Consider the following 13,711-nt stretch of genomic DNA (forward strand, 5'->3'; position numbering starts at 1 on the left):
AAATAACCATTTTTTAAGATATGAATAACATTGCAGGAGTTCTTAACGAAAAGCTTTTAGAGCAAGTATTTGAGAAAGAGCCAGATCCTCACAAACTGCTTCAGCAATGTCAATATATTGCACAATTTTATGCTCATATTGAGAATGCGATAGCGGTTTTGAGTGATCTTAAAAATGACAAAAGCTATATCTACAACGGAGGGCTTGCCCAAACACTAGGATTATCAGATCATGATTCAGAGATTGATTCCATATGGGAAGATGCAATTTTCAAGCTTATTCACCCTGATGATCTACTACGGAAGCATATCCTTGAATTGCAATATTTTCATTTTATAAAACATATACCTCTTACTGACCGTCACAATTTTCATGTCATTAGTAAGATCAGGATGTACAATCAGGAAGGTCAGTATATATGGATATCCCATCGCATGTATTATGTTCAGAATTCACCTAATGGCAGTATTTGGTTAGCCCTATGTTTATACAATTTTGCTCATTTGTCCGATAACACAGAGTCTTACGAGGGCTTTATTGTGAACAGTGTTACAGGGCAAATTATTCAACCTGAAAAACAGGAAAGTAGCAATTTATTATCCAAGCGAGAGATAGAAATTCTTAGTTTAATAAAAATTGGCAGACGCAGTAAAGAAATTGCTGATGACCTCTCCATCAGTATTAATACTGTCAATCGACACCGACAAAATATTCTTGAAAAACTTCGTGTTACGAATTCAATTGAAGCATGCCGGATCGCATCTTCTTTAAACTTGTTTAAATAGTTGATATAGATGACCTATTTTCCCAAGCGATATAATTTAAAATCGGCGTCAAATTATTTCTTGACGCCGATTTTAAATAAGATTGCTATAATAATAAATCCTAATCCAGTTAATATGGGGGGTAATAGATTTCCTCTAATTCCAAAGTAAATCATCAATAAAGCGACTATAATGAGCAGTATAAGTAGTATGGTCTTCATATTTATGTATTGAGCAACACAGTGTGTTATCATAAAGCTACTTAAAAAATAATTAGACAGATCCTTTACTTTTTAAACATCCGTAATTTATACCATTATAAATAATATTCTTACCATTAGTACCAAAATCTCAATTATTTACTGACCTCATTCAATAATGCTAAATCTTCCTGATCTAAAGTGATTTTAGGAGCATCAAATAGCGTTTTCAATTGATTATTACTCGTTGCGCTTACTATTGGTGCTGTAATTAATGGATTGGCCAGTAGCCACGCTAAGGCTATTGTTGCTGGTTGTGTATGATATTTCAATGCGATTTTATCAAGAGCTGACAGCACATTTAATCCCTCAGCATTTAAATATTTCCGCACTCCTTCACCACGCGCACTCTTGTTAAGATCTGATTCATTTCTATATTTTCCTGTTAGAAATCCGGCGGCTAATGACCAGTATGAAAAAGTACTTAAATCATATTTTTCAACTAAAGGTGCGTAATCCTTTTCAAAAGTAGTGCGTTCCATCAAATTATAATGTGGTTGAAGCGCTACATATTTCGGAAAATTGTTCTTCTCAGCAACATCAAAAGATTCTATCAATCGCTTAGGGGATAGATTAGAAGCTGCAATATAACGAACTTTACCAGCCTTAATAATTTCGTCATACGCAGATAATGTTTCCTCAATTGGTGTTATTTGATCATCAAAATGCGTATAATACAGATCGATATGGTCTGTACCTAAACGCTGTAAAGATTCATCAACGGATTTCAAGATATGTTTTTTACTGATATCAACAGGATGTTCTTTTGTTTCAGATCCCACTTTTGTTGCAATGACAATATTTTCTCTGTTATTACGTAGCGTCATCCATTTTCCAATGATAGTCTCAGACTGGCCTCCTACTCCATTCACCCACCAAGAATATGTATCTGCAGTATCCACAAAATTAAAACCTTCATCTACAAACGCGTCTAAAATATCAAATGATTCTTTTTCATCTAAAGTCCATCCAAAAACATTACCTCCAAAATTGATCGGAGCAATTTCTAAATCTGTATTTTTAATTGTTACTTTTTTCATGTTTATTCAAATAAATATTTCAGTAAAAATAACTTATTCACATTTTAATAAATTCATCAGTTTGTCAAGATGTTGACTCTTTAGTTCTAATAAAGTTATAATATCTTAGAACAAAAAGAGTAATATTATAGAAATGTATGTCTAATAGAAAAAGCCATATCTAACGATATGGCCTGATATAAAACCTATATTTTTCAGTGAAATTTTCTATTTATATGAGGTGACGGAGTCCGTTATTTTCCAAGTCCCCTTATCATTGATTAAAGTTACAATGTCAATCTTGGTAAAGCTATCGAATTGCATGATCACTTTGGCAATAGCGTAGTCTTTGGAGGTTTCTAAAATCTGTGTAGTAGTCTTACAGTTTAATCGCTCTCCTTTTTGCTTTTTAAAGAAGTTAATAAGTTCTGATCGACTATTTGTTTTTGCATGTGTCCCTTGGACTTTCTGATTAAAATCGCTTGCAAACAATTGCTCTAATCCTATTGATTGTCCTTCGGTAATGATTTCTATATATTGACCAATTGCTAAGTTAGCTGTAGAAAGATTAACCATACTTTTTTCTGGTTTATCTGCCGCCATAGTAATGCTACCTAAAGTTACTAATGCTACCGCTGCGAATGTTTTTACTAACGTTGTCATCATGTTTTATTTTTTAGTACTCGTTTGTTGTGCTTTAAATGAGTAGATTTTTGGATAATTTTTCCCTTAATAATTTCCTTTAACTTTCTGATTCAAAATTAAGACAAACAACGTATATTGTTTATTACATTTAGATTAACAATATATTAAACTCGCTAAAAAACAGTATACTGAAGGTGAATAGACAATCCATCATTATTAAAGTAAATGACGTCGCGTGAATGCATGTTATAAATTACGGCCCTGTTAAATGTATATGAATAGATATTTTAAGCGGTTCGAGGGAAAAATAAATAGATAAAAAAAGAGAGTAAGTTCATCTTTAAAATATCTTACTCTCTCTGAGATTGTCTATAATAATTTTAACACATCGCCTATTTAATGATAACACTTATATAAATAACTTTATCATGTACGGATGATCTTCTGTATAAATTTCCATCCTGATAATTCGAAAATGATTATAAAATAAAGAACTACCTAACAACATGTTATTTAATTGACTTCTGATCTTTTTTCTCTAACAATGCGATATACTTAGCATAACCTTTCGTAGCCATTTCATCTTTAGGAATAAATTTGATAGATGCACTATTGATACAATATCTTAAACCTCCTTTATCTGCTGGACCATCATTAAAAATATGTCCTAAATGTGCATCGCCTGTCTTACTGCGCACCTCAGTACGTTCCATTCCGTATGAATTATCCGATAGTTCCTTCACTATTTTCTCACTAATCGGTTTTGAAAAACTTGGCCATCCACAATCCGACTCAAACTTATCTGAAGATATAAACAATGGTTCGCCTGTAGTCACATCAACATAGATCCCTTCTCTAAATTCATTCCAGTACTCATTATCAAAAGCTCTTTCGGTAGCGTTTTTTTGCGTTACATTGTACTGGATATCCGTAAGTTCTTTTTTTAAGGTTTCTTTATCCTTTTTTTTATATTCCCCCACTTTGACAGGATTTGCCTTCTTTGCTAATTCAAATAAATCTGCTCCTATATGACAATAGCCTCCAGGATTCTTGTCCAAATAATCTTGATGATATGTTTCTGCATCATAAAAACTCTTTACAGGTCCAAATTCTACCACTATTTTCTTTTGCGGATAAGCCCTTCCTAATTCCTCAATTTTTTGATGTACTAAACTTTCATCTTCTTTATTGGAGAAAAAAATACCTGTCCGGTATTGGGTTCCTATATCATTCCCTTGTTGATTTAAAAGTGTTGGATCGATCGTTTTGAAAAACAAGTCAATTAACAGTGCTAAATCAATTTCTTCGGGGTCATAGACAACTTTAACGGTTTCTGCAGCTCCTGTTACACCTTTAGAAACTGCCTCATAAGTTGGTTTTAAAACTGTTCCATTCGCATATCCTACTTCTGTAGCAGTAACACCTCTTACTTGTTTAAAAAAATGCTCTGTACCCCAAAAGCATCCTCCTGCAAAATAAATTTCTTTAGTTTTACGATTCATGTCGGTTGGTATTTTATTTAGTGGCTCTATTGTCTTTTTCTTTAAAGCAAGACCCATTGCCATCAATGTGACAACTCCAATAGAACATATCAATATTATTAATGTATTTTTCATTGTTTTATGTTTTAAACTGTCTTATAACTTACCAAATGCATACCAAATCCTAGATACATCAGATCTTTAAGTATAAAAAAATCTGTATAGGGTACGCCATCTATAATCTTCCAAATATTTGGTGTGGTGAATAAGTAACTCAATGTCATCAGGAATATGACGCACATTGCAAATCCTGCATATTTTTTCAGTTCGTCAAATTTTAATGTCAGAATCAGTAAAATTGCTACCAAAATTTCCACTACACCAACTATATTCGATACGGTTTGCACACTCAATATGGTATACATCCAAGCCGATAGTGGATGATTTTCTATCAGTGGTTTAATCGCATTTGCCTCCGTAGGTGTAAACTTAAATATTCCTATCCAAAGTAAAATAAGAACTGCTCCTCCAAACGAAATATAGTAACCTAACGAAGACCCTATATTTGGATCATTATTTTTGTTTTTTGCATGCATTTTGATTGATTTTAAAGTTCAGTGATGTTTCTTTACATCAATAGTCGCTGATACTTTCAAATCCTGACAAAAAAGATTAAGTTTTAATTTTACTTTTTATTTTACTTTTAAACTCCTGTATATCATCTTCATGAATAACCTGATTATGCCCTTTATTCAGATTGTTGCGCAAAAGTGTATCCATAAAAATAAACTTTCTCTCATAAGCGCGGCACCATTTACAAATAGAAAGATGTCCCTTTAATCTTAGTCTTTGAATTAATGATAATTCGTCAGCATTTTGCAGTTCAATTAACAAAGTCGTCTCAGAACAAGAGAGCAGTAAAAAGTGTATGGTTCTTTTTAACATAGTAATGTTTTAATTTTGAGTATTAAACCAATTATTTTCCAAACAGGCCCGTAATTGTAAACGACTTCTCTGAAGTATTTTCCAAAGGTTAGTCGTTGTAATTCCGGTTTCCTGACAAACTATAGCTGCCTTTTTTTCTTCGAGATAATAAAGCTTTACAGGGATTTTCCACTTTAAAGGAAGACCTTCTAAACACTCTTCCAAAGCAATATGGAACTCTTTGTCATCCAGCAGATTTTGTTCTTCGTTCCACTCATATAGTATATCATCACTTTTCCATGATCCTGATTCATCAAAAAAATAATCCAAACTGATCTGATCGTTATGACGGTACTTTTTACGATAGAAATCAGCAACTTTATTCTTTAAGATACGTATGAGCCAAGTTAAGGGACTACTATTACCCTTGAAGTTAGTATATGACTCAAAGGCATTTATAAAAACATCTTGTACCAAATCCTCGGCATCTTCTTTATCAGACACTAAATACATTGCTCTTTTTAATAAGGGCAGACTGTATTGGTCAATCCACTTATTAATTGTCTCTATCTTTTCATTCATGCTGCAATTCAAATATACTGGTTTATAAAGTTAAAGAATAAACTTCTGACTTCTATCAACATTAACCGGAGGATGTAAGCAGATTGGGTAGATTAATGCTAAATAAAAGGATGTTTAAATATACTTTTCATTTTAGTTCAGACAATTTATCTTGTTAGAAAAAAAGATATAGAATGAATTGATTATCAACAAATAATATATTATATTTACAGATAGGACTAACCTAACATTAAAAAAAAGATCTAATATATTGAAACTTATGCTAGTTAAAAAGAATGAGAAATCGTGTATAGCGTTTTTTTCCTTTCAGCTTATTATTGTGTTAATACTGCTAATATCTACTGTCTCACCCATTTTTGCGAAAAAGAAACCTAGTAAGGTTATAGTAGCCTATGTAACTTCCTGGACATCAGATATACCCGATCCAACACAGATTACACATATTAATTACGCATTTGGTCATGTTAATGATGCTTTTAATGGTATTCGTATCGATAATGAAACACGGTTACAATCGATTGTCGATCTGAAGAAAAAATATGCTCATCTTAAGGTATTATTGTCGATCGGTGGTTGGGGAAGTGGCCGATTTAGTGAGATGGCCTCAGATAACACTAAAAGAGAGCAATTTGCCAAAGATTGCGCTCGAGCTGTCAAACAATTTCATTTAGATGGTATTGATATTGACTGGGAATACCCTACTAGTTCGGCCGCAGGTATATCTTCCCATATTAATGATACCCATAATTTTAGTTTATTGATGAAAGCGATTAGAAAAGCTATTGGCACTAAAAAATTGCTAACTATGGCTTCTGTGGCAAGTGGTAAATATGTGGCTTTCGATATAGTTGCACCTTATCTAAATTTTGTCAATATCATGACCTACGATTCCGGTAATCCTCCTTACCACCATGCGAGCCTATACCGATCAGCATTGTCTGGTAATACAACATGTGAAGAAGCAGTAGCAGCACATATTACCGCGGGGATGCCTGCTCACAAACTTGTTTTAGGAATACCCTTTTATGGAAGAGGAAATAAGGAAGAAGTTAAAAGTTTTATCGATTACAAAGACTTATTAAAGCTACAAGGATTGGAAAAAAAATGGGATGATGTTGCAAAAGCGAATTACATGGTCAATCAACAAGGAGAATTTGTTTTGTCCTATGAAAGCCCCGAATCCATCAGGCTCAAGTGCGATTTTATAAGAACAAAAGGTTTATTAGGAGCTATGTATTGGGAATATGCTGGTGATACAGAAGATGGAATACTTCGAAGTACAGTTTATTCAGGAATATTCGAGTAATCAACAATTGAACATAAGTACAGGAATAACCTTATTCTGAAAGAATGGAAAAGCAAAGTTTATTTTATCATAAGCGGAATCCAGCAATTGATATGATGCGGGCACTGACCATGTTGATTATGATCTTTGTTAATGATTTTTGGAAAATTCATGACGTTCCCCATTATCTTGAGCATGCCGCTTATGGAGAAGATTTTATGGGGCTAGCAGATGTTATATTTCCATGCTTTCTTTTTTCTGTCGGTTTATCCATACCTTATGCAATCGAGATACGGTATACTAAAGGATATGAATCGCTATCGACAATAAAACATATTTTGTCCCGTACATTTGCACTTTTGATTACTGGAGTTTTTATCGGAAATTCCGAAGCCGGGCTAGCGGCAGACACTCCTTATTCAATCGCTATCTATTGGGTACTGATGATCCTAGCTTTTGTTGCCATCTGGAACGACTATTCAAAGGTTACGAATCATCGAATACAAGGCCTGATCCCCATCTTAAAAATAATAGGTGTACTCATACTTCTCTATTTAGCAATTAGCTTTAGAGGAGCAAATGGATCTGTATTTTCTTCGAATTGGGGTATTCTTGGGATGATTGGTTTTTCTTATTTCTTTTGTGCGACTGCTTATTTACTATTTTCTGATCGACAGAAATACCTATTTTACAGTGCTGTCATCCTTATTTTGATCGCAATTCTTAAAACGCCATTAAAAGCAGAGTTTGGTGGAACTTCAATCTTAAATCTACCAAAAGGTAATTTTATTGACGGATTCATTGCGCTATTTCATATCGGCAATGGCGTATTAACAGCTTTCACCATGGGTGGTGTAATACTCAGTATGTCACTTGCTAAAATGGAAAAATTATCTAAAAGCATGCAATGGTTCTATATCATTTTATCTGGGTTGATCAGTTTAGCGATGGGATATTTCTGTCATCAATATTGGATTGTAAATAAAATCTCGGCGACATTACCTTGGTTATTTTATGTCTTATGTATTTCTCTCTTGACATATACTTTAATGGATATCTTAACCTATTATAACTTGACAGGATGGTTTAAATGGATCAAACCAGCTGGTACAAGTACACTTACTACTTATTGTATACCTTATTTGTATTATGCAGCCTCTAGTTTAACCTTAATTACATTACCCGATCAATTAACCTCTGGGTTGCCAGGTCTTCTTAATTGCTTTCTTTTTGCTATTTTAGTAATCTGGACAGCTGGCCTTTTTGAAAAAATGAATATAAAACTACGGCTATAAAACATAGAAAATATGATTATGTTGTGTTCTAAATAAGCTTTGATACTAGCACCATAGCTGACTTAAATATTTACCTTATATCTATAATGAGAAATTCGATTCGAGCTGTACTTATTTTTTTCGCGGTATTTACAACATGTAACTTAACTGCCAAAGTGCATAACAGGTCAAAGTCTTTAACAGTAGTGAGATTGAAAACGGATATAGCTGATCCTAAAGATATCCCTCTTTTTTTTAATAAAGCGGCTATTACCTATCAAGCTATTGATCAGGTGAATTGGTCTACATATCCCTATAAACCGCAGGTTAGTTTTGCTATTGCATATACCGATAAGGCTTTATTAATTCATTACCTAGTGGAGGAGAAACATGTACGGGCTGTTACTAATCATGATAACGGGAAAGTATTTCAAGATGCATGTGTTGAATTTTTTGTCCAACCTCAGGCCTCTGATTTAACCTATTATAATTTTGAATTCAACTGTATCGGAAAGTTATTAATGCAGGCAGGTAAGCCTGGAAAACGTGCATTGGCCACAGAACCTATATTAAACAGTATCAAGCGATGGTCCTCTTTAGGTAGCGATCCGATCAATATTCAAAATCAAACAACCTCTTGGCAACTAGCTGTCATCATACCATTAACTGCTTTCTATTTAAATCCAATGGATTCATTTGCTAATCAAAAGTTTAAAGGGAACTTTTATAAATGCGGTGATAAATTGGAACAGCCTCATTATTTATCTTGGTCTCCTATTCATTTACCGCATCCACAGTTTCATGCTATAGATTTTTTTGGAAATATAAACTTTCAATAAAGATGAGTTAGATCTTTCGTATTATGTCTCTCATCATATTTCTTAACAAGAACTTTATAAAACCTAATTCTGATTTAGTTTTCAGGTTTAAGCACTGATATGATCAAATTTTCTTAGCCTGTAATATTTGATTAATTATTTTGCGAATGCAATTTTAATTCTATTTTATTTGTGGTCTTATGAGCTGATTTCAATAGTATCCATAGACATAATAATCCAATGGAAACGGCTGTTGCTAGAAAAAAGAATGAAACGACGGTACTCAGCTTTAGAGGGTTCAAAATATGTAACATCATTAAATTAAAAAAAATAAGCACAAGCATAATGATCTTGCCCAAACGTTCTTGCTTCAGATATTTTATCCGATAACTGACTTTATAACTCGCTATTGAAGAATGGAGTAATTTATCTGAAAACTCAGAAGAAGGAACATCCATTAATTCTCGGTTGAGCAAGTTAGCTAATGGATCATTTTCTTTTAATATTCTATCTTTCATAATATATCCTTTAATTCGTCATTAAGTAAGTCCTTAAGAGCTTTTTCTAACTTTTTTCTTGCACGTAGCAGTTTCATTTTAACTGCTGATTTTCCAAGGTCAAGTATTTCTGAGATCTCGGAAATACTTTTTTCGCCCAGATAGTGAAGAGTGATTACAATCCTCTCCTCTTCTCCAAGCTGGTTGAGGGCCAAATTGATGTACTTCTGTCGATCAGCAACTACTAAATTATTAAATTCTTTTTTTTCATCCGATATATAAGCAGTTGCACCTGAGTTTTCATTAAGCTCCTGTGTGTCATTACGTTGATTTCTTTTTTTAGTTAATGCAGTGTAATACACAATTTTATAAAGCCATGTTGAAAATTTTGCCGCGTTACGAAAATGTGCTAATCCACTGAAGGCCTTCATAAAGGCATCCTGCACTACTTCTTCAGCATTTTCACTATTACCACAAATTTTAAGAGCAAGTGTATATGCTAAGTTTCTATACGTAGCCACAAGATATTCAAACCCTTCTCTTTCACCCTGAATCGCCTTTTGCAAATAATAATCTTCTTTCTTACGGGGTTGTCCAAACAGCATACTTGTGGCTAGATTAATTTTCTTATACTAATGCTTAGACTCGTTTAAAAAAAAATTGGTCACATTGGTGACCAATGATAAAAATTTTCAGTCTCATTAAGAAATAAACAATAAATAATTTGACATGCAAAGCACATCAGCAGCACTATTTATATCTATTTCTCTCGTTGTATTTGGAATCAGTTATTACTATTTCACCACTAGACACAAAGAGCGAATGGAAATTCTGGAAAGAGGATTGAAACCGGATTACTTCAAAGGTCAATCAGATTTCAGACCACTATTATTAGTAATAGGTATTATCAGTATTGGAATTTCATTGGGCATTGTTAGTGGCACTATGTTAAGTGTGCTATTCCCTCTACAAAAACTGACATTGATGATGACATGTATTTTTCTTGGATTGGGTGTAGCTCTAATTACATCTTTCTATTTACTCAAAAAGAAATAAGCAGAAGGATTAGCACAATTACTCATATCAATCTAATTTAATATTTACCTAAATTTTTTAAAATGAAACTATCATTTATGGCATTGCTATGTCTTGGATTTTCCATTCTTTCACCTAGCATAAGTATTGCGCAACAAAATGTTATCTTATTTGACTCAATCGTCAAAAGTGAGCTTCCTAATAATGCACCTGGCACTGTTATATGCCTCACAAAAGGTAATCAAATTCTTTACAAGAATACATCCGGAAAAGCTAATATAGAACTGGATATTGACATGGGATTAGACCATGTATTTCGCTTAGGTTCAATTTCCAAACAGTTTACAGCCTGTGCGATCTTAAAGCTTCTAGAACAAGGTAAATTATCGCTCCAAGATGATATTCGAAAATACATTCCGGAATTTCCGACGAAAAATAAAATAATCTCTATTGAGGCTCTTCTTACGCACACTGCTGGAATAAAAAATTATACAGGTCTGAGTAGCTTTACTGAAGAATTAAAAAGGAAAGATTTAACGCCAACAGCACTAATTAATCTTTTTAAGGATGAGCCCCTTGAATACGAACCAGGAACCAATTATAAGTATTCTAATTCTGGTTATGTATTATTGGGCAGTATCATTGAAAAAATTACGGGTCAATCTTATGCAACATATATTGAAGAGAATATTTTTAAACCATTAGGAATGGTACACTCTTACTTCGACGATCCTGTTAAAATTATTAAAGGGCGGGTATCTGGCTATTCACAAAGAAATGGAAGTTATCAAAATACGAATTTCTTAAGCATGACATTGCCGTATGCAGCAGGATCATTAGCTTCCACTCCCAGAGATATACAAATTTGGTATAAAGCGCTGTCTAATGGCTTACTTCTGAAACCTGAAACGATTAAAAAAGCCTTTACATCTTTTAAACTAACGAATGGAAGGTTAACTGGATATGGGTACGGTTGGGAAATCGGTAATGTACAAGGAACTCTCAGTGTTAAGCATGTGGGAGTAATCAATGGGTTTTATACTTATGTCGCTTATTTACCAGAAGAGCAAATAGCCATATCTATATTTAGAAATAGTGATAGCCCAGTAGATCTAGATCTATTGGGGTCAAAAATGCTCGCTATAAGTTTAGGAAAACCATATACAGCTCATGAAGTTATTTTAACAACTAAGCAATTAGCTACTTATCAAGGAGTTTATAAACTCGATAATGACACAAAATACATTATCCGATTAGAAGATGGTTATCTGATGTACTATACTCTTGGAGGAACAAAAACTCGATTAATTCCAATTGCAAAAGATCAATTTACTTTAGGAAATAGTTTAATCATTTTAGATTTCATTGGAAAAGGACGATCTAAGGAAGCTAACTTTATAATGAAGAGTACAGGAATATCGGTCAATGGCTATCGGGAAAACAATGAGATAACATTATATAACAGCATTAAACTACCTTTAAAGTTATTGCAAGAATATGTGGGTAGTTATCAATTTAATCCAGGACCGGTATTTAAAGTAACCCTAGAGCATAATAAACTTTATGGACAGGTTGGTCCTGATAAAAAAGAACTTGTACCCTTTGCAAAACATAAATTCTTCGCGCGAGACCTAGATGCTTCCCTTATCTTTCAGATTGATTCCAAAAACAAAATCATTGGTTTAAACAAAATTCAGAATAGTGAAATGAAAGCACATAAATTGTAGTCAAATTAGTGTTAATATTGGATATCTAGTATAATGGAGTTAAATTTGAAATAAAAAATGGCGTTCAAGCACATCTTTAAAGTAGCACTAAGTTGGTTTTCAACAGAGAAGGTAGCTTCTCCTAAATCTAAAGTTTATAGTAAAAGCCATCACATTTCTATTGAAGGGAAAAGTGATCTGGCAATCTCTGCAGCTAAAGCTTTCAAAGGGGATCCAAGTCTATACAATCCAGAAGATCTCTTGCTGAGTAGCTTAGTTTAATGCCACATGATGTCTTATCTTTATCTTTGTGATCAAAACAACATTGAGGTCATCTCTTACACAGACCATGCAGAAGCAATATTAGAAGTTAATTCAGATGCTAGTGGCCATTTTGTGGAGGTAATACTAAAACCTGCAGTGGTTATTTTAAATCCGGAGCAAATTGCATTAGCGTTAGATTTGCACAAAAAAGCTAATCAACTTTGTTTTATAGCCAATTCGTGCAATTTTCCTGTAATGCATATGCCGACATGCCTCGCAGAATAAAAATATAATAGGTACTTTCCATAAAAGACAGGTATATAAATAACGCATATAACTTCGCAATTTTCTTGGGTATATGATAAAATTCTTTACTTTCGCTGTTCATTAATACATACATGATATATGAACAAAGAAATTAAAATCTTTAGAGATACAGCTAAAAGCAGAAAGTTATTAATCAGTTCTGGAGCGATCTGTCTAGTCCTGGGCATTGTATTTATTTATGGATTAGGCACTTTTGACGATATTTTTAAAGCAAAGGTAGCAGTGGCTAGTGGGGCTGTATTTTTGATTATGCTGATTTTCGTGATAAAGAGTATCATAAATATGAATGATAAGTCTGCAATTTTTGAATTGAATGAAAACACTGTAAGCGGAAAAACCTCACCTCTATCAAGAGGTATTGGAGCAATTAACTGGAAAGATGTTACTGGTTTAGAAGTTCAAAAAGTTGGTGGCGATACTTTGGTGGTTGTATACTTAACAAATGTAGCATATTACCAAACAAAACTTTCCAAGATGTTTTGGAATATGGCTTTTGATAAACAATCTCAAGAATTACAGATCATGTATTCTGTTTCCGAAATTGATATGAGCATAAATGAACTCTATGACTTGTTTGTATCTTACTGGAAACAACAAGTTGCATAGTTATTCATTTTCGATAATAATATGAATGGTCTCCTGTAAAACCATCATACTATAATAGAAACCTTCATTTCCGATTCTGCGAAAAGACTTTTATGGCACTATTATTTAATTAAGGTCGATCTAATAAATTTCCAAATTTAATAAAAATACAAAAATAGAGAAGGCTTATCCCATCACAGATAAGCCTTCTCTTAATTACCTTCTTAATCTTCTTTTAAGGTTAT

17 protein-coding genes and 1 pseudogene are annotated in these 13,711 nt (G+C 33.2%); 9 read left to right on the forward strand and 9 right to left on the reverse strand.

Going from position 1 to position 13,711, the window contains the following annotated elements:
• Positions 1–20: 20 nt before the first annotated feature.
• On the forward strand, positions 21–785 hold the full coding sequence (locus JAZ75_RS20445; RefSeq protein ID WP_132839744.1) for a response regulator transcription factor: 765 nt from the start codon (positions 21–23) through the stop codon (positions 783–785).
• Between the two features lie 334 nt (positions 786–1,119).
• On the opposite strand, the gene JAZ75_RS20450 is transcribed toward JAZ75_RS20445, so the two are convergent.
• The 7 genes and pseudogenes from JAZ75_RS20450 to JAZ75_RS20475 form a co-directional block, all read right to left on the reverse strand.
• Positions 1,120–2,064, reverse strand: a complete 945-nt coding sequence (locus JAZ75_RS20450; protein WP_132768315.1) for an aldo/keto reductase — start codon at positions 2,062–2,064, stop codon at positions 1,120–1,122.
• 207 nt (positions 2,065–2,271) lie between these two features.
• On the reverse strand, positions 2,272–2,709 hold the full coding sequence (locus JAZ75_RS20455) for a nuclear transport factor 2 family protein (RefSeq protein ID WP_132768317.1): 438 nt from the start codon (positions 2,707–2,709) through the stop codon (positions 2,272–2,274).
• Positions 2,710–3,197: 488 nt separating this feature from the next.
• Positions 3,198–3,668: a peptide-methionine (R)-S-oxide reductase MsrB gene (gene msrB, locus JAZ75_RS26250; RefSeq protein ID WP_262708415.1), complete on the reverse strand. Its 471-nt coding sequence runs from the start codon at positions 3,666–3,668 to the stop codon at positions 3,198–3,200.
• Between the two features lie 60 nt (positions 3,669–3,728).
• Positions 3,729–4,304: pseudogene (msrA, locus tag JAZ75_RS26255) on the reverse strand (peptide-methionine (S)-S-oxide reductase MsrA); the annotation flags it as partial.
• Positions 4,305–4,315: 11 nt separating this feature from the next.
• A complete protein-coding gene (locus tag JAZ75_RS20465; RefSeq protein WP_208698042.1) occupies positions 4,316–4,765 on the reverse strand; it encodes a DUF417 family protein in 450 nt (149 codons plus the stop codon).
• 76 nt (positions 4,766–4,841) lie between these two features.
• A complete protein-coding gene (locus JAZ75_RS20470) occupies positions 4,842–5,114 on the reverse strand; it encodes a hypothetical protein (protein ID WP_208698044.1) in 273 nt (90 codons plus the stop codon).
• A 9-nt stretch (positions 5,115–5,123) separates the two neighbouring features.
• Positions 5,124–5,675, reverse strand: coding sequence for a sigma-70 family RNA polymerase sigma factor (locus JAZ75_RS20475; RefSeq protein ID WP_208698045.1), 552 nt, complete (start codon positions 5,673–5,675; stop codon positions 5,124–5,126).
• Between the two features lie 259 nt (positions 5,676–5,934).
• On the opposite strand from JAZ75_RS20475, the gene JAZ75_RS20480 reads away from it, so the two are divergent.
• The 3 genes from JAZ75_RS20480 to JAZ75_RS20490 all read left to right on the forward strand — a co-directional run bounded on the left by JAZ75_RS20480 (position 5,935) and on the right by JAZ75_RS20490 (position 9,073).
• Positions 5,935–6,981 (forward strand): glycoside hydrolase family 18 protein, encoded by a 1,047-nt coding sequence (locus tag JAZ75_RS20480; protein WP_208698047.1) that lies wholly within the window; start codon positions 5,935–5,937, stop codon positions 6,979–6,981.
• Positions 6,982–7,025: 44 nt separating this feature from the next.
• Complete coding sequence (locus tag JAZ75_RS20485; RefSeq protein ID WP_208698049.1) at positions 7,026–8,255, forward strand: DUF5009 domain-containing protein; 1,230 nt, start codon at positions 7,026–7,028, stop codon at positions 8,253–8,255.
• Between the two features lie 191 nt (positions 8,256–8,446).
• Positions 8,447–9,073, forward strand: a complete 627-nt coding sequence (locus tag JAZ75_RS20490; RefSeq protein WP_208698051.1) for a carbohydrate-binding family 9-like protein — start codon at positions 8,447–8,449, stop codon at positions 9,071–9,073.
• Between the two features lie 131 nt (positions 9,074–9,204).
• On the opposite strand, the gene JAZ75_RS20495 is transcribed toward JAZ75_RS20490, so the two are convergent.
• Positions 9,205–9,570, reverse strand: coding sequence for a hypothetical protein (locus JAZ75_RS20495; RefSeq protein ID WP_208698053.1), 366 nt, complete (start codon positions 9,568–9,570; stop codon positions 9,205–9,207).
• Entirely contained in the window at positions 9,567–10,154 is a 588-nt protein-coding gene (locus JAZ75_RS20500) for an RNA polymerase sigma factor (RefSeq protein ID WP_208698055.1), read from the reverse strand. Before JAZ75_RS20500 ends, JAZ75_RS20495 begins: the two co-directional genes overlap by 4 nt.
• Positions 10,155–10,278: 124 nt before the next feature.
• On the opposite strand from JAZ75_RS20500, the gene JAZ75_RS20505 reads away from it, so the two are divergent.
• The 5 genes from JAZ75_RS20505 to JAZ75_RS20525 all read left to right on the forward strand — a co-directional run bounded on the left by JAZ75_RS20505 (position 10,279) and on the right by JAZ75_RS20525 (position 13,487).
• Positions 10,279–10,605 carry a DUF6249 domain-containing protein gene (locus JAZ75_RS20505; protein ID WP_168126633.1) on the forward strand — a complete coding sequence of 109 codons (327 nt, stop codon included), beginning with the start codon at positions 10,279–10,281 and terminating at the stop codon, positions 10,603–10,605.
• 62 nt (positions 10,606–10,667) lie between these two features.
• Positions 10,668–12,311 carry a serine hydrolase gene (locus tag JAZ75_RS20510; RefSeq protein WP_208698057.1) on the forward strand — a complete coding sequence of 548 codons (1,644 nt, stop codon included), beginning with the start codon at positions 10,668–10,670 and terminating at the stop codon, positions 12,309–12,311.
• A 57-nt stretch (positions 12,312–12,368) separates the two neighbouring features.
• Entirely contained in the window at positions 12,369–12,572 is a 204-nt protein-coding gene (locus JAZ75_RS20515) for a hypothetical protein (protein WP_208698059.1), read from the forward strand.
• A 6-nt stretch (positions 12,573–12,578) separates the two neighbouring features.
• Positions 12,579–12,839, forward strand: a complete 261-nt coding sequence (locus JAZ75_RS20520; RefSeq protein ID WP_208698061.1) for an OsmC family protein — start codon at positions 12,579–12,581, stop codon at positions 12,837–12,839.
• Between the two features lie 120 nt (positions 12,840–12,959).
• Positions 12,960–13,487, forward strand: a complete 528-nt coding sequence (locus JAZ75_RS20525; protein ID WP_208698063.1) for an STM3941 family protein — start codon at positions 12,960–12,962, stop codon at positions 13,485–13,487.
• Positions 13,488–13,711: the final 224 nt, after the last annotated feature.

Origin of the sequence: Sphingobacterium sp. UDSM-2020 (assembly GCF_016132525.1) — a bacterium.
In the GTDB taxonomy this organism is placed as follows: domain Bacteria; phylum Bacteroidota; class Bacteroidia; order Sphingobacteriales; family Sphingobacteriaceae; genus Sphingobacterium; species Sphingobacterium anhuiense.

Coding starts and splice junctions, on each gene's coding strand:
- JAZ75_RS20455 (WP_132768317.1), bottom strand. CDS start 2,709: ATGATGACAACGTTAGTAAAAACATTCGCAGCGGTAGCATTAGTAACT.
- JAZ75_RS20510 (WP_208698057.1), top strand. CDS start 10,668: ATGAAACTATCATTTATGGCATTGCTATGTCTTGGATTTTCCATTCTT.
- JAZ75_RS20515 (WP_208698059.1), top strand. CDS start 12,369: ATGGCGTTCAAGCACATCTTTAAAGTAGCACTAAGTTGGTTTTCAACA.
- JAZ75_RS20470 (WP_208698044.1), bottom strand. CDS start 5,114: ATGTTAAAAAGAACCATACACTTTTTACTGCTCTCTTGTTCTGAGACG.
- JAZ75_RS20500 (WP_208698055.1), bottom strand. CDS start 10,154: ATGCTGTTTGGACAACCCCGTAAGAAAGAAGATTATTATTTGCAAAAG.
- JAZ75_RS20465 (WP_208698042.1), bottom strand. CDS start 4,765: ATGCATGCAAAAAACAAAAATAATGATCCAAATATAGGGTCTTCGTTA.
- JAZ75_RS20520 (WP_208698061.1), top strand. CDS start 12,579: ATGATGTCTTATCTTTATCTTTGTGATCAAAACAACATTGAGGTCATC.
- JAZ75_RS20505 (WP_168126633.1), top strand. CDS start 10,279: ATGCAAAGCACATCAGCAGCACTATTTATATCTATTTCTCTCGTTGTA.
- JAZ75_RS20450 (WP_132768315.1), bottom strand. CDS start 2,064: ATGAAAAAAGTAACAATTAAAAATACAGATTTAGAAATTGCTCCGATC.
- JAZ75_RS20475 (WP_208698045.1), bottom strand. CDS start 5,675: ATGAATGAAAAGATAGAGACAATTAATAAGTGGATTGACCAATACAGT.
- JAZ75_RS20480 (WP_208698047.1), top strand. CDS start 5,935: ATGCTAGTTAAAAAGAATGAGAAATCGTGTATAGCGTTTTTTTCCTTT.
- JAZ75_RS20495 (WP_208698053.1), bottom strand. CDS start 9,570: ATGAAAGATAGAATATTAAAAGAAAATGATCCATTAGCTAACTTGCTC.
- JAZ75_RS20445 (WP_132839744.1), top strand. CDS start 21: ATGAATAACATTGCAGGAGTTCTTAACGAAAAGCTTTTAGAGCAAGTA.
- JAZ75_RS20485 (WP_208698049.1), top strand. CDS start 7,026: ATGGAAAAGCAAAGTTTATTTTATCATAAGCGGAATCCAGCAATTGAT.
- JAZ75_RS20525 (WP_208698063.1), top strand. CDS start 12,960: ATGAACAAAGAAATTAAAATCTTTAGAGATACAGCTAAAAGCAGAAAG.